Source organism: Pantoea sp. SGAir0418 (assembly GCF_043529865.1).
Genome location: NZ_CP027911.1, coordinates 1,289,428 through 1,310,308 on the forward strand (window position 1 = coordinate 1,289,428; position 20,881 = coordinate 1,310,308).

The window sequence follows — 20,881 nt, forward strand, 5'->3', positions numbered from 1 at the left end:
GACCCAAGCGGAGCAGCAGAAGAATGACAAAATACGCCCTGGTCGGCGATGTGGGCGGCACTAACGCTCGTCTCGCCTTGTGTGAGGTGGAGACCGGCGCCATCTCCCAGGCCAAAACATTCTCAACATCAGACTACGACAACCTTGAAGCAGTTATCCGTCACTATCTGGATGAGCAAAAACAGGACATTACCGACGGCTGCATCGCCATCGCCTGTCCGATCACCGGCGACTGGGTGGAGATGACCAACCATGACTGGGCCTTCTCAACGCGTCAGATGAAGGAAAGTCTGGGCTTTACTACGCTGGAAATCATCAACGATTTCACCGCGGTTTCCATGGCGATTCCAATGCTGACGGCGCAGGACGTACTGCAGTTCGGCGGCAAATCGCCGGTGCAGGATAAGCCGATTGCCATTTACGGTGCTGGCACCGGGCTCGGCGTCAGCCATCTGGTGCACGTTGATAAGCGCTGGGTCAGCCTGCCGGGTGAGGGCGGTCACGTTGACTTTGCGCCAAACAGTGAAGAAGAGGATGCGATTCTTGAAGTGCTGCGCGCCGAACTGGGTCACGTTTCTGCCGAGCGCGTGCTGTCGGGTTCCGGACTGGTTAACCTGTATCGGGCGATTGTGAAATCCGATCAGCGCGAGCCGGAAAACCTCAAGCCAAAAGATGTCACCGAGCGGGCACTGCAGGATAGCTGTATTGACTGCCGCCGCGCGCTGACGCTGTTCTGCGTCATCATGGGACGGTTTGGCGGCAACCTGGCGCTGAACCTCGGCACCTTTGGCGGCGTGTACATTGCCGGTGGCATCGTGCCGCGCTTCCTCGATTTCTTTAAAGCGTCCGGCTTCCGCGCGGCGTTTGAAGACAAAGGCCGCTTCCGCGATTATCTCGTCGATATTCCTGTTTACATGATTACTCACGACCAGCCGGGCCTGCTTGGCGCCGGTGCCCATCTGCGTCAGGCGCTGGGGCGCGTGCTGTAATCACCCGGGCGAACGGTTTCCTGCGCCGTTCGCCCTAAAGATGCATCAACTGGCGAAACGCCTTTACCTTGCTGCGACTCACCGGCACCTGCGCATCCATATCGCGCAGCTTCACCAGATAGGTGTTGTTAAACCACGGTTCGATCTCGCCAATCTTGCTCAGATTAACGCAGTAGGAACGGTGGCAGCGAAAGAACATCGACTCAGGCAAACGGCTGCAAAACTCGCTGATCGCCATCGACATCACATAGGCTTCGCGCCGCGTGTAGACAAACGTCAGCTTCTCATGTGCTTCAACGTAATAGATATCGTTAATATCGGTCACGATAATGCGCTCATCTTTGACTAAATTCACCGTTTGCGGCGCGCTGGCTGCCGGGTTGTGCTGCTGCGCCTGCTGCTGTTGTGCGCTGGCCTCCAGCTTGTTCAGCATGGTGATGATGCGCGACTCGTGATACGGCTTGAGGATGTAGTCAAACGCCTGCAGTTCGAAGGCCTCGACCGCGTGCTCTTTCCACGCGGTGATAAACACAATCAGCGGCTTATGGATAAACTGGTTGATGTTCTGCGCCAGCAACATGCCGTCAAGCGACGGGATGTTGATATCGAGAAAAATCACGTCCACCCGATGAGTCTGCAGATACTTCAGCACTTCCAGCCCATCATCAAAGCAGGCTTCGATGCTGATCTGGCTATGCTGCTGGATCATCCAGCTTAGCTCCTGCTGCGCCAGGAATTCGTCTTCGACAATAATGGCTTTCACGCTGAGGTTTCCGCTAACGGGGTGAGCGGGCCGGACAGCCGCTGACCACTTTTGCTGAGGGTAAAGGCGATTTCCGTACCGGGCTGATGACGGGTTATGGTTAAGCCGTGGCCGGACAGCAGTTTCACCCGGTGATGCACATTCAGCAGGCCAATTTTGTTGCCCGGCATTTCGTTGCGCGCCACCCGGCTGACCACCTCTTCGCTGATGCCGGCACCGGTATCGCGCACCGCCACGCGCACGCGATCGCCCAGATCTTTCACGCTTAGCGTGACCACGCCTTTGCCGCGACACGGCTGAATACCGTGCACGATGGCGTTCTCCACCAGCGGCTGAATCAGCAAGCTGGGCAGCGAAAAGTGCAGATCCTCATCAATGTCGTAAATCATCGACAGCTTGTCGCCAAACCGCGCCTGTTCAATGGCGATGTAGTCTTTCACCTGCCACAGTTCTTTTTTGATGTCGATGGGTTCATCGTCGTTGAGTTCCAGGTTGTAACGCAGGTAGCGCGACAGATTAATCACCAGCTGGCGCGCCGTGTCCGGATTCAGGCGAATCGATGAGGAGATGGCATTCAGCGCGTTAAACAGGAAGTGCGGGTTGATTTTGCTTTGCAGCGCGCGCAGTTCCGCTTTATTGGCCATCTCGCGTAACTGCTCGGCACGCGAGACTTCCAGCTGCGTCGAGATGATTTGCGACAGTCCGACCGCCATCTCTTTCAGCGAACCGGTAATGCGATGGGCGCGGCGATAGTAGATTTTCAGCGTGCCGGTCACTTCCCCTTTTTCCCAAAGGGGAATCACCAGCATTGAGTGAATGTCTTTGGTGCGGTGTGCCTCATCATTATTCTTAATGATAATTTTACCGCTGGCGATCGCCTGCGCGGTGGTAGGACTGATGCCGTCGTCGCCGTTGTGGTAGTTCTGCTCGCCGTAGCCGACGTAAGCCAGAATCTGTTTGGTGTTAGTGATCGCCACCGCATCGGCATGGATGTCGCTGCGAATGATGGCGCACACTTTGCGCAGCGAGTCGCTATTAACCTGACGAAACAGCGGCAGGGTTTTGTTGGCAATCTCCAGCGCCAGCTTGGCCTGACGCGCGGCAATCGCCTCTTTTTCCCCTTCGACGCTCTGCACCAGCAGCACAATCAAACCAATGCTCGACGCGCCGAGAATCATCGGCAGCGCAATTTCCGACACGATGGTTAAACCAAGTGACATCGGTTTCGCCCACAGCACGATCAGCAGCATGGTCAGGCTTTCACACAGCATGCCGCCAAGGATGCCGGCGCGCCAGCGCTGCTCTTTGCTGACGAAGCGGTTGATGGCGCCGGCGGCGATACCGGCGATGATGCTGGTAATCAGACAGGGCACCGAGGTGATGCCGTCGATATCAATCAGGAAGCGGTGCACGCCGGCAATCACACCGGTTGCAATGCCGACCCACGGCCCGAACAGAATGCCGCCCGCCATGACCGCAATCACCCGGACGTTGAGCAGTGAGCCGTCAACGTTGATGCCGGACCAGGTGCTGAACAGCGCAAACAGCGAGAAGATGGCGGTCACCACGGCTTTTTCGCCGATTGAGTGCTCATCTTTTTGCAGTAGCTGACGAAATACGCGGGTGCGGGTCAGGAAGAACAGGCAGATCAGCATCAGCGCGGCGCGGTCAAACACCGCCAGCAGCATGTCGAAATGGGAAGGCACGGTGTTCTCCGGAGCAGGCAAGGTTGCGGACATGATAAAAAATGTGATCGCGATCCGCCAGCGTCCCGGCAAGCTGCAGACGTTTCTCATAGCCTGGATCAATTTTTAAGGTGCGCGCTGCCGGTGCGCATGAATGCGCAACCTGCAAGACCGCGGATGCACTCCAGGGGCGCCATTTATGGCGACCAGATACGAAGATGCGCGCTGCCGGTGCGCATGAATGCGCACCCTACAAGACTGCGGATGCACCGTAGATACCGTCTTGCCGGTTACCTGGCAAGACATATTTCGGCATCGAACGGACGACCCGATTTCAGCACGCCATAAGCCAGCTGCAGCAGCTTCTTCATCGCCGCGCACACCACGACTTTTCCCGTTTTCTTACCCGCATCCAGCCGTTTCTTCAGCGCACTCACCGCCGGATTCCACTTCATCGCCACTATCGCAGGCATGTACAGGGCCTTGCGCATCGCGCTGTTGCCCATCTTCGATATCCTGCTTTTGCCCTTCCACTCACCGGACTCCTGCCGCATCGGATTCAGACCCACCCACGCCACAAGCGCCTTGCTGCTGCTGAACCTCGACATGTCCCCCAGATACGCCAGCATCGTGCTGCTCAGCACGCCCGCGATGCCCGGGATGGACTCCAGCAGTTCCCTGTTCTTTTTAAGGCCCGGATCATTGTCGATATGGTCGTTTATTGCCCGCTTCGTTTCGTCTATCTGCGCATCCAGCGCCGCAATGACCACGCGGATTGAGGGCTGCACCACCGCATCCGAGACCTCCAGCCGGTTCTCTTCCATCTGCCGCATTTCCTGAAGATTCGTCAGGCGCTTCACCAGCGCCTTCAGCCTGCGTTCATTCAGCGGCGCCGGCTGCCACAGCGACGGGCCGTGCAGTTTACAGTAGCGCGCTATCATGCGCGCATCGTCTTTATCCGTCTTGTTACGGCTCAGCTCCGCCTGTCCGAAGCGCCTGATGCGCGCGGGATTTTCCACGCTGACATCATAGCCTTCGTCGTGCAGGAAGGTGGCCAGCGGCTCACTGTACGCGCCGGTAGCCTCCATGCAGATATGGCAGCAGCCGAACGGCTCCAGCCATTTTTTCAGGGCGATAAAGCCCTTAGGGGTGTTGGGAAAGACTTTGGTTTTGTAAGACGTGTCGCCTTTCCAGACGGCCACATCAAACTTTCCGGAGGCAATATCAATGCCGACAGGCATACGGGTTTGCATAGATTCTCCTTAACAGCACAGGGAAACCGCCATGACCATCCTTATGGATGCGTGCTCGGGGCACAGGATACCGTCCGGTCTTGAAGGCGGGAGTTAAGTTGCCGGGGATGAATCTACGAAGCAGGCTTTATGCCCAGGGGGCGCCCCCATCTCACCAGCAACTTCCCGATGATCAGTCGGGGATCATCATACCCGGAGGAGAATGATCGGGATATAAGGGGCGCCATTTATGGCAACCTGATTCCTGGTGCGCATGAATGCGCACCCTACAGATATTCTGTGAACACTGTAGATACCGTCTTGCCGGTTACCTGGCAAGACATATTTCGGCATCGAACGGACGACCCGATTTCAGCACGCCATAAGCCAGCTGCAGCAGCTTCTTCATCGCCGCGCACACCACGACTTTTCCCGTTTTCTTACCCGCATCCAGCCGTTTCTTCAGCGCACTCACCGCCGGATTCCACTTCATCGCCACTATCGCAGGCATGTACAGGGCCTTGCGCATCGCGCTGTTGCCCATCTTCGATATCCTGCTTTTGCCCTTCCACTCACCGGACTCCTGCCGCATCGGATTCAGACCCACCCACGCCACAAGCGCCTTGCTGCTGCTGAACCTCGACATGTCCCCCAGATACGCCAGCATCGTGCTGCTCAGCACGCCCGCGATGCCCGGGATGGACTCCAGCAGTTCCCTGTTCTTTTTAAGGCCCGGATCATTGTCGATATGGTCGTTTATTGCCCGCTTCGTTTCGTCTATCTGCGCATCCAGCGCCGCAATGACCACGCGGATTGAGGGCTGCACCACCGCATCCGAGACCTCCAGCCGGTTCTCTTCCATCTGCCGCATTTCCTGAAGATTCGTCAGGCGCTTCACCAGCGCCTTCAGCCTGCGTTCATTCAGCGGCGCCGGCTGCCACAGCGACGGGCCGTGCAGTTTACAGTAGCGCGCTATCATGCGCGCATCGTCTTTATCCGTCTTGTTACGGCTCAGCTCCGCCTGTCCGAAGCGCCTGATGCGCGCGGGATTTTCCACGCTGACATCATAGCCTTCGTCGTGCAGGAAGGTGGCCAGCGGCTCACTGTACGCGCCGGTAGCCTCCATGCAGATATGGCAGCAGCCGAACGGCTCCAGCCATTTTTTCAGGGCGATAAAGCCCTTAGGGGTGTTGGGAAAGACTTTGGTTTTGTAAGACGTGTCGCCTTTCCAGACGGCCACATCAAACTTTCCGGAGGCAATATCAATGCCGACAGGCATACGGGTTTGCATAGATTCTCCTTAACAGCACAGGGAAACCGCCATGACCATCCTTATGGATGCGTGCTCGGGGCACAGGATACCGTCCGGTCTTGAAGGCGGGAGTTAAGTTGCCGGGGATGAATCTACGAAGCAGGCTTTATGCCCAGGGGGCGCCCCCATCTCACCAGCAACTTCCCGATGATCAGTCGGGGATCATCATACCCGGAGGAGAATGATCGGGATATAAGGGGCGCCATTCATGGCGACCAGATCCGCCCGTAACATCCGACCCTGAAAGGAAGCAAGGCTGATTATCCGGTTCGAAACCTGAAAAGAGGAAATCCTGAGTGCCAAAAAGAGGATTGCTGAAAGCGTGCAGCGTTCACTGGTTGTCACGGATGCGGTTTGCTATTTTGCCGTAAGCACAACAGCGGAGCGTGGCCATGCAATTACTCACCCCTCGTTTGTCCCTCAGCCGGTTACAGCCGGAAGACTGGCAGATTTTCAAAGCGGTACATGAAGATGCCGCGACCATGACCTGGGTGAGCGAGATCCCCGATGAAAACGACATCCGCCAGCGCTTTAACGAGCGGCTGGCACCGTGGCAACCCAGCAGTTTTCACATGCTGTGCCTGGTGGCGCGCCTGCGCGACAGCGGTGAAGCGATTGGCCTGTTTGGCTGCAGCGCCGAATGGCATCCGTATCGTCAGGCCGAAGTGGGTTACATGCTGCGCCACGCCTGTACCGGTCAGGGCTACGGCAGCGAAGCGTTGCAGGCATTGTGCACGTTCCTGCTGCAGGCCGACTTCCACAAACTCAAAGCGCTGGTGATTGAGGGCAACTGGCCGTCGCGGCGCATTCTGGAAAAGAACGGTTTCGCGCTGGAAGGCACGCTACGCGATAACTACCGGCTCAACGGCCAGTGGGTAAACGATTGGGTGTTTGGGCGCTTAAACGAAGCAGGCTAAGAAAATTTGCCGTCCCCCCTCGACAATATTGTTATCAGCGCGTTATGTTCTTGTTTCGGTCACGGCAGTGACCAGCGTCGCTCGGACGGTCCGGGCGCTAACGTAATCCAGAGGACATCATGGCTGATAACAGCACACCCCGTCGTTTCTCGCGTATTGAACGTCTCCCCCCCTATGTATTTAACATCACGGCTGAATTGAAGATGGCTGCGCGCCGGCGCGGCGAAGACATCATCGATTTCTCCATGGGCAACCCGGATGGCGCGACACCGCCGCACATCGTGGAAAAGCTCTGTCAGGTGGCACAGCGTGAAGACACGCACGGCTACTCTACCTCCAAAGGGATTCCGCGCCTGCGTCGCGCCATTTCGCGCTGGTACGCCGAGCGTTACCAGGTGGATATCGATCCGGAATCCGAAGCTATCGTTACCATCGGCTCGAAAGAGGGCCTGGCGCACCTGATGCTGGCGACGCTCGATCACGGTGACACCGTGCTGGTGCCCAATCCCAGCTACCCGATTCACATCTACGGTGCGGTGATCGCCGGCGCGCAGGTGCGCTCGGTGCCGCTGGTCGCGGGCGTCGATTTCTTCAATGAACTGGAACGCGCCATCCGCGAAAGTTACCCGAAACCGAAGATGATGATCCTCGGCTTCCCGTCCAACCCGACATCGCAGTGCGTGGAGCTGGACTTCTTCGAGCGCGTCATCGCGCTGGCGAAGCAGTACAACGTGCTGGTCATCCACGATCTGGCCTACGCCGACATCACCTATGATGGCTGGAAAGCGCCGTCGATTATGCAGGTGCCGGGCGCGCGCGATGTGGCGGTGGAATTCTTTACCCTGTCAAAAAGCTACAACATGGCGGGCTGGCGCATCGGCTTTATGGTCGGCAACAAAGAGCTGGTGGCGGCACTGGCACGCATCAAAAGCTATCACGACTACGGCACCTTCACACCGCTGCAGGTGGCGGCGATTGCGGCACTGGAGGGCGATCAGCAGTGCGTGCGTGATATCGCCGAGCAGTATAAACGCCGGCGCGATGTACTGGTGAAGGGGCTGCATGAGGCAGGCTGGATGGTCGATCTGCCGAAAGCGTCCATGTACGTCTGGGCGAAAATCCCCGACCATTACGCGCATTTAGGCTCGCTCGAATTCGCCAAGCTGCTGCTGCAGGAGGCGAAAGTGTGCGTCTCGCCGGGCATTGGCTTTGGTGATTACGGCGATACCCACGTGCGTTTTGCCCTGATTGAAAACAGCGATCGTATTCGTCAGGCGGTGCGTGGCATTAAAGCGATGTTCCGCGCCGACGGTATTTTGCCGGGAACGGTAAAAGCGGTGGAAGAAGCAGAGTAACTACAAATCGGGGCGACTGAGCGGTCGCCCCGGCTGGCGTCTTTACAGCATCAGCACGAAGGTGCCGACCCAAAGTAAGACGAAGAAAGAGATTCCCATCAAGGCGTATTTCACAAAACAACTCCTCTGAGCGGTTACAATGATGGCGATCCCAAACCAGCGTAACCCGAACAGAATAAGAGAAAGGTGGAGTTCATCATCGCTACACGCTTTCTACTCAGGTCGCTTCGGGCTGCCCCGAAACAGGATCGAGCGCTAATTTACGCGGAATCGATCCGAAAATAAATAGGTCACTTCTGAGAAGTTGCTCACATTTTCATCGGGTCTCAATCTGCGGAATCGCCGACATGCCGACACGTAATTGCGCCAGATCGCTCTGATGCGGATCCAGCACAATTTTCACCGGCAATCGCTGAACCACTTTAGTGTAGTTGCCGGTGGCGTTATCGGGGGCAATCGCGGAAAACGTGGCGCCGGTAGCGGGGGCGATACTGTCAACGTGACCGGTGAAGATCTTGCCGGGCAATGCATCAATCTTCACTACCACTTTCTGGCCCGGGCGCACATCCGCCAGCTGCGTCTCCAGATAATTGGCGGTGATGTAAGTCTGCTGTAGCGGCACCACGGCCAGCAGACGCGTACCCGCGCTGACCCAGGCTCCTACGCGCACCGAACGCTGACCCACCATGCCATCCACCGGCGCAATAATACGCGTGTAAGAGAGATTCAGCCCGGCCTGATCGACGCTGGCCTGCGCCGCCGCGACATCAGCCTCCGCCTGACGCAGCGCGGCCTCAAGTACCTTCACCTGCTGTTCGGCCGCCGCCAGCGCCGCTGCGCTCTGGCGCACCGTAGCGGCCGCAGAACGCTGGGTTGAGCTGGCTTTCTGCTGATCGTCAGCGGCTATGGTGCCGCTCTTGTACAGCTGGTTGTAGCGCGCCGCGCTCTGTCCGGCATACTGTGCCGATGCCTGACTGGCGGCCAGCGTGGCGCGGGCCTCGGCAATGGTGGACTGCTGCTGGTCGAGCTGCGCCTGCGCGCTCAGCCGTTTGGCGTCGCTGACCTGCAGATTAGCCCGCGCGGTCTCCAGCGCCACGCGATAGTCGCGGTCGTCGAGCGTCGCCAGCACGTCGCCAGCCCGCACGCGCTGGTTATCCTGCACGTTGACGTGGGCAATGTAGCCGGACACCTTCGGGGCCACCAGCGTGTAATCGGCATTCACCCAGGCATCATCAGTGCGATGGTCGTTGCCGGTCATGGCTGACCACAGCCAGAACGCCATCGCCAGCAAAACCAGCAGCAGGGCGCTCAGCAGGATTGTTCGTTTCATAGCAAAAGCGTGCATAACAGTTATTCCGGAGTTTTGGTAACAGGTTGAATCAGGGTTTGCGGTGGCCAGACGCGTTTCGCCAGGCACAGCGTCAGCACTAACAGCCCGGCAGCGAAGGCGATCAGCATCAGATACGCATCGCTCAGGCTCAGCACCATGGCCTGATGCTTCAGCAGGGTGGCGAAGCCGCTGAGATTGGCCGCGCTGCTGGCGCTGCCGTCGGCCAACAGCGGCAGGCTGCTGCTGGCCTGCTGGCTATCCGCTGCGGTCATCAGCCAGCTGCGACTGGCAGCCTGATCGACCAGCACGCTGGAGTGAAACTGCTCGCGATGGCTGATAAACCACTCCACCAGCGTGCTGGCGGCGATGCTGGCAAAGCCGCGTACGGTATTGAACATGGCGGAGGCGAACGGTCCTTCCGGCGGCGCGACCACACTGGTGGCGCTCATCAGCACCGGCAGAATCACCATCGGCTGACCAAACGCCTGCAAGACCTGCATCAGCCAGAAGTTTTGCCGCGCCCAGTCGGTGGTGATCTGCATGCCGAGCAGGCAGGCGGTCGTCAGCAGCAGCACACCGGCGCTCAGCACCCAGCGGCAGTCAATCCAGCGGATATTCAGCAGGCTGGCGACCAGCGGTGCAATCAGCAGCTGCGGCAGGCCGATGGTCAACGCCAGCGGCGCGAACTGCAGCGTGCGAAACCCCTCCACCTGACCAAAATAGGCCGACGGCAGCGCCGAACCGGACAGCGCCAGAATCAGTACACCCGCCAGCGCCAGCAAACCGTGCGACAAATTATGGCGGCGCAGCATCTGCAACTTAAACAGCGGCAGCGGGTGAAACCATTCATTAATAAAGAACACAATCAGCAACGCCAGCGCGCTGAATAATAGGGCGACAAACAGCGGCGAGCTGAGCCAGTCGAGACGCTCACCCTGCGTCAGCGCCAGAATCAGCAGCGCCATGCCCGAGCAGCCGCTCAGCATGCCGAACAGGTCAATCTGTTTAAATCGCTCAGTGCGCAGCGGATCCTGCGGCAGACCCCAGCCGATCAGCAGCATGGCGATCAGCATGGCCGGCACCACCTGCCAGAACACAAACATCCAGCTGACGTCATCGGTCCAGAACGCCGCCAGCGACGCCGCCAGATTCGGGCCAAACGTGGCGGTGAGGGCGTAAGCACTCAGCCCATAAAGTTTGATCGGCGGTGGCAGAAAGCGCAGCGCCACCGTCATCAGCAGCGGCGGCAGGGCGCCGCCAAACAGTCCCTGCACCACGCGCAGCGCAATAAACAGCGGGACCGTGGGCATAAAGGGCAGCAGGACACCGCACACCATGAAACCGGCCGACACCGCCAGCGCGAAGCGGCGCAGCGAAAAGGTGACGGCGAACCACGGTGCAATCATCATCGCGGCGACTTCCGCTGCCTGATAAGCCGAAATAATCCAGCTGCCGTCATCGTAGCTAATGCCGATTGCGGCACGGATATCGGCCAGCGCGATGTCGGTAACGCGATCGTTTAATCCGGAGGTCAGCGCGGCGATCAGCACTCCCACCAGCCCCAGCGCGAGGCGCAGGGTAAAAGGATGCGGTGCCGGTGCCGCCACGGGCTGGGCATTCATAACAGGTGTCTCGTTATTGGTTGATGCAGTGTATTGCGATGTGATACAGCTCGCATCTTACATTTCGATATGGTGTATTGCAATGTGATACAGGGTGTAAAAGTGCGATCGTTCGCGCTAAAGTAGGGCAGGCCAAAAAGGAACGTATCATGGTAGAACCTCCCTCAAGCCGTGAGGATGAAAAAGCGGGTGGCATTCAGGTCATTGCGCGTGCGGCAAAAATTTTAAATGCGCTCGGTGAGCATCCGGGCGGCATGAGTCTGGGTGAAATTGCGCAGGTGGTCGATCTGCCGCGCTCGACGGTGCAGCGCATCGTGGCGGCGCTGGATAGCGCGCAGCTGGTGCGCAGCGGCGGGGCTGGCGGGCTGCGCCTCGGTCCGGCGTTGCTGAAGCTGATCTCCAGCGTGCACAGTGACGTGGTGGAAATTGTCCGGCCGTTCCTCGAACAACTCTCGGCGGAAATCAATGAAACGGTGTCGCTGGCGCGGGCCAGCGGGACGCAGCTGGCGATTGTCCATTACGTGGTGGCCACGCGTGAGCTGCGCGTGGTGCCCCACATCGGCCTGAATCTGCCGCTCTACAGTACGTCCGGTGGTCGGGCGCTACTGGCGCTGGAGAGCGACGAAGATGTGCGGGTGATGGTCGGTGAAGCCTATGCGGAACTGACGGAAATGACGGTAAAAACGCTGCCGCAGTTGCTGACGCTGATTGCGGAGGTGCGCGCTAGCGGACTGGCTATCGATCGCGGCGAAACGCTGGAGGGCATTTCCACCATGGCGGTAGCGATTGATACGCTGTTCGGGCGCTTCTCGATCTCACTGCTGGTGCCGACGGCACGTTTTCACCGCCAGGAAGCGCATTACCGGACAGCGCTGATAAAGTGTAAAGAGGCGCTGATTCGCGAAATTGGCAAAATAACTGCTGCGGAAGGATAACCGACTGATGAAAACCTTGCTGATGGCCATTGATAACTCACCGGTGGCGGAAAAAGTGATCGCCCTGACCATTGAACAGGCTCTGGCGCAACAGGCGCAGGTCACCGTGCTGTGCTGTGTCGATCCGGCTTATTCGTCGTGCAATCAGCCGATTGAGATCGACGCCGGGGAAGACCCGGACGATTTTGTCGTGGCGCAGGATGAACAAAACACGGCTGAAATGGTGGTACGCCATGCGCTGGCACCGCTGCTGCGCGCTGGCATTGACGCACGCGGGCTGATTCTGGCCGGTGAAGCGGCGGAAACCATTGTGGCGCAGTCTGAGGCGTTGCACGCCAGTATGATTATAATGGGCCGTCGTCACCTGTCGCCGCTCAACCGCCTGCTGAAAGGCTCGGTAAGCGCAGCAGTGATTGAACGCGCCAGCTGTCCGGTTTTAATTGACGTTCGCAAGGATTAATGTCGCTCCATGTTCTCGCTTTTCCCGCTCACGCTGGCTGCTTTTGTGCTGCTGGCGATCATCATCGTGGTACTGCTGCGCACCACCGCGCTGCGCGTCTGGCAGGGTGTCCTGCTGTTTTTGCTGCCTGTGCTGCTGGCTAATCTGCTGTGGTTTAGCTGGCTGCATCCGCGTCAGGAGCGCGAGGCGCTGGCGGCGCAGGTGGCTACCCAACTGAGCGACGCGCCGGGTTATCGCGTACTGAAAGTGCAGGAGCCGGCGCTGTGGCAACTGCTCAATCGCGAGCTGCAGCACAAACTGGCAGAGGGCGTACCTGCGGAGCAGGCGCTGGGCGATATGCGCGGCTGGCTGATGGATTTGGTGAATCAGCGCATGGCGCGCGCCAGCGATGCGGCGATCATCAACTACATCCGCGTTTCGGTGCAGGAGATGCAGGCGCTGCAGCAGCAGGATACGCAGCGCTGCTTCCGTTTCCTCTATCCGCAGGTCAGCGGTGGCGTCAATCTGCAACAGGTGCTGTCGCCGGAGCTTAATCAGCGCGATGGTGAAGCGCTCGAGGCACTGCTGCAAAACAGTACCGGCGATGAGCTGGCGGTGGATCAGCCTCAGGCGCAGCGCGATCTGCAGCGCGTGGTGGAAAAACTGTATGGCAAGTGGGGCGATAAGCTGCAGCAGCTGAATATGCCGGCGGATACGGCGGTGGATCGCGGCACGATGTGCGCGATGTCGATAGATCTTTACAGCGGAATTCTCGCATTGCCGGACAAACAAGCGGCCAATCTTTTGCGTAAGATGGTCAGCCTTACCGGATAACGGGCGAAAAAAAGCCCGCTCAGCACGGGCATAAAGGTCACTTTCAGTATGTCTTTTTGTGGGTATCACCTGGTGTGGTGCAGACTTCGTTTTGTCTGAAGTCATCTTCTCACTGCTGATGTGATAAGGAAAACCGTTTGGTTTTATTGATTTGATTGGCGAAAACTTTGCATTAATCGGACATTTCGCGTCTTTTTCCTATAGAGGCGTGTGGCGTTGCCTTTTACACTGCAACGTCTGATGAGGACACCCTAATGAATAAAATGCTTATTAGCGCGTTAGCGCTTTTTATGCTGGCCGGTTGTAGTGTCAGCAAACCCGGGGGTTTTGAGCGCGTGGATGAAGATGCCCGTTCAAATACCGTACAGTATCGTTACGATCCACAGAAGCTGGATAAAGATGCGCTGGAACTTGATCTGGCGAATTACTGTAACCAGCGCGGCTTCGATAAAGTCGAATCGCTTCCGGCGCAGGACAGCAATTTGCCTGGCCTGAAGAAAGTCTGGTATCAATGTAATTACGCGGTGAAAAGCTAAAAAATAAGGGCGGGATTGATTCCCGCCCTTTCTTTATTCATTTTTTATTATGTGCTGTGTGTGCTTTGCCCAATTACCAGTGACGATAGCCGCCATGGCCGTGATGCCAGCCGCCGCCGTGCCCGTGGCCCCAGCCGGGACCGCGTCCATGATCGTGTTCGATAATACACCCGCTTAGCATGGTCATAATCGCCACCACCGAAGCGACTTTTATTAACTTCTTCATGGAGAGTCCTCCTCTTTTCCAATGAGGCCAGATTAACCGGGAAAAGTGGAGTGAAGATGCAGTGAATGTAGAGTTATTTCCGTAATTATTACCAGATATGTCAATTAAAAGCTAAAAGTGACAGGGCGGGAAATAAACCAATCGGAATAAGCTGAATAGCGCCTGATAATAACCCGATTACTCTGAAATGCAAGGTTAAATAACAGTCATTCTCAACGCGTGATCAATTCTGTGTTTATCAGTAAAAAGCCTGCCGTGCATTTACACGGCAGGGTGGTGAATTAATTATGCAGTACCGGCGCGACCAGGTTTTGACGATTTGGCAGACGGATACTGAGCGACAGCACCAGCGAGATCACCAGCAGCGTCATAATCAGACTGAAGGTCACGGTGAAGCCGCCGAACACCGAAGCTACCAGCGAGCCAAGCACGCTACCGATGCCGAAGCCGAGATAGATCAGGCCGTAGTTTTTGGTCAGGTTGTTGAGGCCGAAGAAATCGCTGACCAGTGACGGGAAGACGGTGATGGTGCCGCCAAAGCTGAATGCAACGCAGGCCAGCGACAGGAAGAAGGTGGTTTCATTCATGTGGGTGAATAGCAGGATGCTCATACCGCTCAGCGAAACCAGCTGTGCCAGCGAAATGACCCGGATGCGCGCCATTTTGTCCGACAGCACGCCGAGAATCAGTCGTCCGCTCAGGTTGGCAATGGCAATTATCGTCACCGCATTGGCCGCCGTTTGCGTGCTCAGATGCACCAGGCCTTCACCAATGTCTTTCGCGACACCAATCACATACAAACCACTCATGCAGGCCGTCAGGAACATCAGCGCCAGCATCCAGTACTGCGGCAGGCGCACCGACTGCGCCAGCGTAAACTCCTGTGTGGCCTGTTGCTGACGTGAGCCAGCCTGCTGCAGCGGCGCATCGCGCATCATCAGTGCACCGGCAATAATCATCGTCATCGCCAGCACACCCCAAATCACAAAGGTATTTTCCAGCCCCTGAGTGCTGAGCAGCGCGCCACAGATAAATTTAAAGCCGAGACTGCCGAGGCCGTAAGCGCCGATCGAACAGGCCGAAATCAGCCCTTTGCGCTGCGGAAACCACTTCACGCAGTTAGAGAGCGTCATCAGATAGCCCGCGCCATCGGCCAGCCCGACCAGAATGCCGGCGCTCAGGTACAGCATCATCAGGTTGTCAGCATGGGCGGTCAGCCAGAAGCCAATCGCCATCAGAATGCCTGCACCGATAGTGACATTGCGCACGCCAAAGCGCTCCTGCAGCTTGCCGGCCAGCGAGGAGGCAATCGCCAGACCGAGGCTGAGCAGACCAAAGGAAAAAGCCACCTGGCTGACCGGCGCATCCAGTTTCTGTGCCAGTTGGCCATTAAACAGGCTCCAGGTATAAACCGAGCCGAGCGCGAACTGGGTAATGATGGTGCCTGCGAGGGTAAGGATACGGACACGCTGATGATTAGGGGTAACGGCTGTTGTCATTTTTCTCTCTCCCATCCGGGAATACGGAATCTGCAGCGATAATAAGCCTCACGCGGGCGCGGGTGGTGCGGACGGGCGTGAACGGAGCGGGAGACGGAATGAAATGCTGTGAAAACGGTATGAATGGCATTGCGCCTTTGCTTAAGCGCAGCGCGGATGTCGTCACATGAACAGGCATTGCGACAGGTGAGCATGTGTAACAGGGTGTTTTAAGCGCAGCATCTGCGCGGCAAAACACAGGAACTTTGCCAGGCTTATAGTTCACTCAATAGGAGGAAATATGAAAGACCGGGCATATGAATCCGTATCCAGCGGGGATGAGGTTTGCTGCATCATCGGTCAGGCGGTTATCGAGTTAAGCGATGAACAGCAGCCTGTGACCAGGTCCACCCTGTCGCTGAAATTACTGGCGATGGCCGACCGCGACAGAGATGATGAACGCGTTCTGCTTTACTGGATTGCCAGAAAAGCCATTAACCAACCTCACCAGCTCAACATCGGCGTCGGGGGCTGGCGCTAGAGGAGTGACAGAGCGGGCGCTATGCCCGCTCTTGCTTCAGGCCAGACGTAACCGGCGATGAGCCGGCCAGCGCACGAACATCACCATGTTCCCTGCCAGAATCATCACCAGCCCGACGATAGCATTGCTATGCCACTGATAGCCTTCATACAGCGTCGAAAGCGTCAGCGCCACCAGTGGAAACAGCAGGGTGCTGTAAGCCGCCTGGCTGGCACCGATGCGCCCCACCAGCGTGAAGTAGGCACCGAAGCCCAGCACCGAGCCAAACAAAGCCAGATAGCTCATTGCGCCCAGCCACTGCAGATTGAGTGCCGGTGCCAGCGCGTCGCCATTCACCAGCGCCAGCACGGCCATGATCAGCGCACCGTATAGCATGGCGTAGCTGTTGGTGGTCAGCACGTCGCGCTGACGACGCTGATGGCGGGTAGAAATCATATTGCCGAAGGAGAAACCGAGCGTGCCCAGCGCGCTCAGCCCCACGCCCCACAGCAGCTGCGGCGCAACCTGGGCTGACTGAATATCCTGCCAGAATAGCGCAACAATCCCGCCGAGGCCCAGCGCGGCGGCGGGCAGCAGGCGGAAAGGCGGGCGATGGCGGAAAAAGATCCAGCTGTTGAGCGCGTTATACAGCACCGCCATCGAAAAAATCACCGACTCCAGTCCGGTGCTGATCATCGCTGCCGCATGGTAAAAGCAGACAAAATTAAAACCGAATACGCAGCCGCCCTGTAACAGACAAAACAGGTGGTCACGCGCATCCAGCGTACGCAGACGTTTCAACAGCCGGAGAAGCACCAGCATGGTCAGCGAGGCGAACAGGAAGCGCCAGAATACCGCCACCAGTACCGGCGTATCGGCGGCCTGCTGCTGCAGAAAAATCGCAATCCAGGTGGTGCCCCAAATCAGCACCACCGCGAGGTATAACATCAGGTTCATCAGAAACTCTCCGGCGGAATCAGGCTCGCAGTGTGCCTGAGTGACAGGAGCGCGGCTTGCATGGCTTTGCGCAGCACTTGCAAATTCTTGCGCTTTTTCCCGCCTGGTCCGGCATTGGCCTGTTTTCTGTCCGGTCAGTTGCGTAAACTACAGGACATCAATCCAGAGAGCGATGTCAGACCATGCCGGAATATCAGACGTTTACTATGCTTCAGCGTCACAAAGCGCAGCTGCGCGATAGCGTGCAGCTGAGCGGCGGCATTCGGCTGGCGGCGTGGTTCAACAGTGGCGATCGCGTGACCAACCTCAGCGATCACCATACGCTTAGCCTGTACGTGGCTGACGGTTACGATACCTGGCACAAAACGCCGCACGGCTGGCGCAACGGCGGCGCGCCGGATCGCTTTTGCCTGATGCCGTCTGGCACTGAGTCGACCTGGGATCTGCGCGCGGATTTATCCTTCGTGCACCTCTACTGCACCGATGCGCATTTGCGTCACCTCGGTGAGCAGGTGTGGGATCGCAGCCCGGCGCAGCTTAACCTGCATGAGAAGATTTTTGCCGACGATGACCGCATCACCCAACTGTATCGTCATTTTCTGCTGAGCGCCGACTGGCAGCAGCCGGCTAACCAGCTGATGCTGAGCAGCGCCTCAACACTGCTGATGACCCATCTGCTGCAGCGCTACAGTCAGGTACAATGGCAGCTGCCGCAGGTACGCGGCGGACTGGCGCCGGCGGTATTGCGCCGCGTGCTGGCGCTGATCGATACGCAGCTGGATCAGCCGTTAACGCTGGCCCAACTGGCGGCAGAGGCGGCGCTTAGCGAATACCATTTTGCACGTATGTTCCGCAGTAGCACCGGCGAAGCGCCGCACCAGTATGTGATGCGCCGCCGTATGGAAGCCGCGCAGCAACTGCTGCAATTCAGCACGCTGTCGCTCACCGAGATTGCCCTGCGCTGCGGTTTCCACTCCTCCAGCCATTTCAGCAACCGCTTCCGCCAACTGCACGGCATGGCACCCTCGGCATGGCGTCAGCGCTGACGGGGCAGTTGTTGTGAATTTTGCGAGGAATAGATTACTGAATTAGCAGCGGCGCGATTGATCGCGTACGTCATTATTGCATGAACCCCGCTATCCTGATTGATTCCCTCTGATCGCATCCGAACGTTATTTATACGAAATTTCCCACATGGGTGGTTAATTATACGATTACGTTGAACTGATGTAGCACGGGCTTAAGTGCGCTCTGTTTTACCTGAAATCTTTACTTCATCTCATTACCCTCCTGTATGAAATTCCGCACTGCTTTTATCCGCAATTTTTATCTTTTTATGTCATTTCTTTCTTGATGGAGTGATGGTTTTGGGCTGGTTTTTTATTTTGACCTGAATCAACAAATTCACGCTTTATTAATATTAATCCACAACTTTATTTTTTATTGGCATTAATGTGTGGCCTTTAATGTCTTTGCCAGTTTTTTTAGCTGGTTTCTGGTGACAATGATCTGCATTTTTTAGTGTTAATGGCTTGTATGTGTCACTTTTGCAGCTTAAAGATTTGGCTATTTGATTTTTTGTCGATCATTGCTCTGTTGTTACCTCTAAAGTAGTATGGCGCGGGAAATGTGCGCTGAGATAAACAGAGGGATGATGAAATGGCAGATAGTTTCCAGAATGAAGTGCCAAAGGCACGTATTAACTTAAAACTTGACCTGCATACCGGGGGCGCAAGCAAGAAAACCGAGCTTCCGCTGAAATTACTGGTGGCAGGCGACTTCAGTCATGGTCAGGCGTCCGCACCATTATCAGAGCGAGCCAAAGTTAATCTGAATAAAAATAATTTTGACGCAGTGCTTTCCGAATATTCGCCCAAAGTCACGGTTGCCGTTAAAAATACGCTGGCCGATGACGGCAGCGAAGACAGCATCAGTCTAACTTTCCAGAGCATGAAAGATTTCTCTCCGGAACAGGTCTCCCGGCAAATACCTCAGCTGAAGGCCATGCTTTCCATGCGCAATTTACTGCGTGATTTAAAAGCCAACCTGCTGGATAACCAGGCCTTCCGAAAGGAGCTGGAAAAAATTCTGCTGGACCCGGCGTTAAGCGCAGAACTGCGCGCTGAGCTCTCAACCCTGGCACCAAAACAGCCATAACCATCACGATGATTTAACGGATTAATAAGGAAGATGCTGATGTCTGTAAATAATGAGAATGCGACGGGTGGCGAGAGCGTGGTGCTGGAACGTCCGGCAGCCGGTGGGGTTTATGCCACCCTGTTTGAAAAGATCAATCTCAACCCGGTTTCTGAGCTGAGCGCGCTGGATATCTGGCAGGATGCGCAGGCGATGTCGGATGCAACGGCGGATGAGCGTTTAACCGCCGGCATGCAGGTATTTCTGGAGTGCCTGAAAAAATCAGGCGCAAAAGTTGAAAAACTCGACAAAAACCTGATTGACCATCATATCGCCGCGCTGGATCACCAGATCAGTCGTCAGCTGGATGCGGTCATGCACAGCGAAGAGTTCCAGGCAGTGGAGAGCCTGTGGCGCGGCGTGAAATCGCTGGTTGATAAAACCGATTTCCGCCAGAACGTGAAAGTCGAACTGCTGGATATGTCTAAAGAAGATCTGCGTCAGGACTTCGAAGACAGCCCGGAAATTATCCAGAGCGGCCTGTATAAACACACCTACATTGATGAGTATGACACACCAGGCGGCGAGCCGATTGCGGCGCTGATTTCCGCTTATGAGTTTGATGCGTCTGCGCAGGATGTTGCCCTGCTGCGCAATATTTCAAAAGTGTCTGCTGCGGCGCATATGCCGTTTATCGGCTCTGCCGGCCCGCAATTCTTCCTCAAGGATTCAATGGAAGACGTGGCGGCCATCAAAGATATCGGTAACTATTTTGACCGCGCTGAATACATCAAGTGGAAATCCTTCCGCGAGACGGACGATTCACGCTACATCGGTCTGGTGATGCCGCGTGTGCTGGGTCGCCTGCCGTATGGCCCGGACACCGTACCGGTGCGCAGCTTCAACTACGTTGAAGAAGTCAAAGGCCCGGATCACGACAAATAACTGTGGACCAACGCCTCGTTTGCCTTCGCATCCAACATGGTGCGCAGCTTCATTAACAATGGCTGGTGCGTGCAAATCCGTGGTCCACAGGCCGGTGGTGCGGTGCAGGATCTGCCGATTCATCTGTACGATCTGGGCACCGGTAATCAGGTGAAGATCCCGAGTGAGGTAATGATCCCGGAAACCCGTGAATTTGAGTTCGCCAATCTCGGTTTCATTCCGCTGTCCTACTACAAAAACCGCGACTACAGCTGCTTCTTCTCAGCCAATTCCACCCAGAAACCCGCGCTGTATGACACTGCGGATGCCACCGCCAACAGCCGCATTAACGCCCGTCTGCCGTATATCTTCCTGCTGTCGCGTATCGCGCATTATCTGAAGCTGATTCAGCGTGAAAACATCGGCACCACCAAGGATCGGCGTCTGCTGGAACTGGAGCTGAACACCTGGGTGCGCAGTCTGGTGACCGAAATGACCGATCCGGGCGATGAGCTGCAGGCTTCTCACCCGCTGCGCGACGCGAAGGTGGTAGTGGAAGATATCGACGACAACCCGGGTTTCTTCCGCGTCAGGCTGTACGCGATTCCACATTTCCAGGTGGAGGGCATGGACGTCAACCTGTCACTGGTTTCCCAGATGCCGAAGGCGAAATCGTAAGCGAAGGCAGGAA

The 20,881-nt window shown here is 56.8% G+C and carries 20 protein-coding genes and 1 pseudogene; 11 read left to right on the top strand and 10 right to left on the bottom strand.

Annotated features, from left to right (window positions below):
- Window positions 1–23 precede the first annotated feature (23 nt).
- Entirely contained in the window at window positions 24–989 is a 966-nt protein-coding gene (gene glk / locus C1N84_RS05815; protein WP_104188602.1) for a glucokinase, read from the top strand.
- A 34-nt stretch (window positions 990–1,023) separates the two neighbouring features.
- Here the strand turns inward: glk and C1N84_RS05820 are convergent, their stop codons facing one another.
- The 4 genes from C1N84_RS05820 to C1N84_RS05835 all read right to left on the bottom strand — a co-directional run bounded on the left by C1N84_RS05820 (window position 1,024) and on the right by C1N84_RS05835 (window position 5,960).
- Entirely contained in the window at window positions 1,024–1,752 is a 729-nt protein-coding gene (locus C1N84_RS05820) for a LytR/AlgR family response regulator transcription factor (RefSeq protein ID WP_021508252.1), read from the bottom strand.
- Window positions 1,749–3,440: a sensor histidine kinase gene (locus C1N84_RS05825; protein ID WP_021508253.1), complete on the bottom strand. Its 1,692-nt coding sequence runs from the start codon at window positions 3,438–3,440 to the stop codon at window positions 1,749–1,751. The genes C1N84_RS05820 and C1N84_RS05825 overlap by 4 nt, the downstream gene beginning before the upstream one ends.
- A gap of 287 nt (window positions 3,441–3,727) precedes the next feature.
- The gene (locus C1N84_RS05830; RefSeq protein WP_104189859.1) at window positions 3,728–4,690 is read right to left on the bottom strand and encodes an IS110 family RNA-guided transposase; all 963 of its coding nucleotides are present in this window, start codon (window positions 4,688–4,690) and stop codon (window positions 3,728–3,730) included.
- Between the two features lie 307 nt (window positions 4,691–4,997).
- Window positions 4,998–5,960, bottom strand: coding sequence for an IS110 family RNA-guided transposase (locus tag C1N84_RS05835; protein ID WP_104189859.1), 963 nt, complete (start codon window positions 5,958–5,960; stop codon window positions 4,998–5,000).
- Between the two features lie 413 nt (window positions 5,961–6,373).
- On the opposite strand from C1N84_RS05835, the gene C1N84_RS05840 reads away from it, so the two are divergent.
- Both C1N84_RS05840 and alaC read left to right on the top strand, forming a co-directional pair.
- Window positions 6,374–6,898 (top strand): GNAT family N-acetyltransferase, encoded by a 525-nt coding sequence (locus C1N84_RS05840; protein ID WP_031280018.1) that lies wholly within the window; start codon window positions 6,374–6,376, stop codon window positions 6,896–6,898.
- Window positions 6,899–7,017: 119 nt separating this feature from the next.
- On the top strand, window positions 7,018–8,253 hold the full coding sequence (alaC, locus tag C1N84_RS05845; protein ID WP_058758368.1) for an alanine transaminase: 1,236 nt from the start codon (window positions 7,018–7,020) through the stop codon (window positions 8,251–8,253).
- Between the two features lie 42 nt (window positions 8,254–8,295).
- Here alaC and ypdK read toward each other — a convergent pair whose 3' ends face one another.
- From ypdK to C1N84_RS05860, 3 genes are all read right to left on the bottom strand, one after another.
- The gene (gene ypdK / locus C1N84_RS05850) at window positions 8,296–8,367 is read right to left on the bottom strand and encodes a membrane protein YpdK (protein WP_006120362.1); all 72 of its coding nucleotides are present in this window, start codon (window positions 8,365–8,367) and stop codon (window positions 8,296–8,298) included.
- Window positions 8,368–8,569: 202 nt separating this feature from the next.
- Window positions 8,570–9,598, bottom strand: coding sequence for an HlyD family secretion protein (locus C1N84_RS05855; RefSeq protein WP_267412301.1), 1,029 nt, complete (start codon window positions 9,596–9,598; stop codon window positions 8,570–8,572).
- Window positions 9,599–9,603: 5 nt separating this feature from the next.
- Complete coding sequence (locus tag C1N84_RS05860) at window positions 9,604–11,205, bottom strand: MFS transporter (protein ID WP_394541784.1); 1,602 nt, start codon at window positions 11,203–11,205, stop codon at window positions 9,604–9,606.
- 149 nt (window positions 11,206–11,354) lie between these two features.
- On the opposite strand from C1N84_RS05860, the gene C1N84_RS05865 reads away from it, so the two are divergent.
- The 4 genes from C1N84_RS05865 (at window position 11,355) to C1N84_RS05880 (ending at window position 13,949) form a co-directional block, all read left to right on the top strand.
- Window positions 11,355–12,140 carry an IclR family transcriptional regulator gene (locus tag C1N84_RS05865; RefSeq protein WP_021509102.1) on the top strand — a complete coding sequence of 262 codons (786 nt, stop codon included), beginning with the start codon at window positions 11,355–11,357 and terminating at the stop codon, window positions 12,138–12,140.
- Window positions 12,141–12,147: 7 nt separating this feature from the next.
- Window positions 12,148–12,600, top strand: coding sequence for a universal stress protein (locus C1N84_RS05870; RefSeq protein WP_058758371.1), 453 nt, complete (start codon window positions 12,148–12,150; stop codon window positions 12,598–12,600).
- Window positions 12,601–12,609: 9 nt separating this feature from the next.
- Window positions 12,610–13,413: a hypothetical protein gene (locus C1N84_RS05875; protein WP_058770795.1), complete on the top strand. Its 804-nt coding sequence runs from the start codon at window positions 12,610–12,612 to the stop codon at window positions 13,411–13,413.
- A gap of 254 nt (window positions 13,414–13,667) precedes the next feature.
- On the top strand, window positions 13,668–13,949 hold the full coding sequence (locus tag C1N84_RS05880) for a membrane lipoprotein lipid attachment site-containing protein (protein WP_021509105.1): 282 nt from the start codon (window positions 13,668–13,670) through the stop codon (window positions 13,947–13,949).
- A 73-nt stretch (window positions 13,950–14,022) separates the two neighbouring features.
- On the opposite strand, the gene C1N84_RS05885 is transcribed toward C1N84_RS05880, so the two are convergent.
- Both C1N84_RS05885 and C1N84_RS05890 read right to left on the bottom strand, forming a co-directional pair.
- Window positions 14,023–14,175 carry a hypothetical protein gene (locus C1N84_RS05885; protein WP_166711810.1) on the bottom strand — a complete coding sequence of 51 codons (153 nt, stop codon included), beginning with the start codon at window positions 14,173–14,175 and terminating at the stop codon, window positions 14,023–14,025.
- A gap of 281 nt (window positions 14,176–14,456) precedes the next feature.
- On the bottom strand, window positions 14,457–15,674 hold the full coding sequence (locus C1N84_RS05890) for an L-lactate MFS transporter (RefSeq protein WP_166711808.1): 1,218 nt from the start codon (window positions 15,672–15,674) through the stop codon (window positions 14,457–14,459).
- 280 nt (window positions 15,675–15,954) lie between these two features.
- On the opposite strand from C1N84_RS05890, the gene C1N84_RS05895 reads away from it, so the two are divergent.
- Complete coding sequence (locus tag C1N84_RS05895) at window positions 15,955–16,194, top strand: hypothetical protein (RefSeq protein WP_021313687.1); 240 nt, start codon at window positions 15,955–15,957, stop codon at window positions 16,192–16,194.
- A 36-nt stretch (window positions 16,195–16,230) separates the two neighbouring features.
- Here the strand turns inward: C1N84_RS05895 and C1N84_RS05900 are convergent, their stop codons facing one another.
- Entirely contained in the window at window positions 16,231–17,130 is a 900-nt protein-coding gene (locus C1N84_RS05900; protein WP_264442400.1) for a DMT family transporter, read from the bottom strand.
- A 182-nt stretch (window positions 17,131–17,312) separates the two neighbouring features.
- Here C1N84_RS05900 and C1N84_RS05905 point away from each other — a divergent pair, with 182 nt between their 5' ends.
- The 3 genes and pseudogenes from C1N84_RS05905 (at window position 17,313) to tssC (ending at window position 20,868) form a co-directional block, all read left to right on the top strand.
- On the top strand, window positions 17,313–18,176 hold the full coding sequence (locus C1N84_RS05905) for a helix-turn-helix domain-containing protein (protein ID WP_127834390.1): 864 nt from the start codon (window positions 17,313–17,315) through the stop codon (window positions 18,174–18,176).
- A 613-nt stretch (window positions 18,177–18,789) separates the two neighbouring features.
- On the top strand, window positions 18,790–19,287 hold the full coding sequence (gene tssB / locus C1N84_RS05910; RefSeq protein WP_127834389.1) for a type VI secretion system contractile sheath small subunit: 498 nt from the start codon (window positions 18,790–18,792) through the stop codon (window positions 19,285–19,287).
- A 33-nt stretch (window positions 19,288–19,320) separates the two neighbouring features.
- Window positions 19,321–20,868: pseudogene (tssC, locus tag C1N84_RS05915) on the top strand (type VI secretion system contractile sheath large subunit).
- Window positions 20,869–20,881 lie beyond the last annotated feature (13 nt).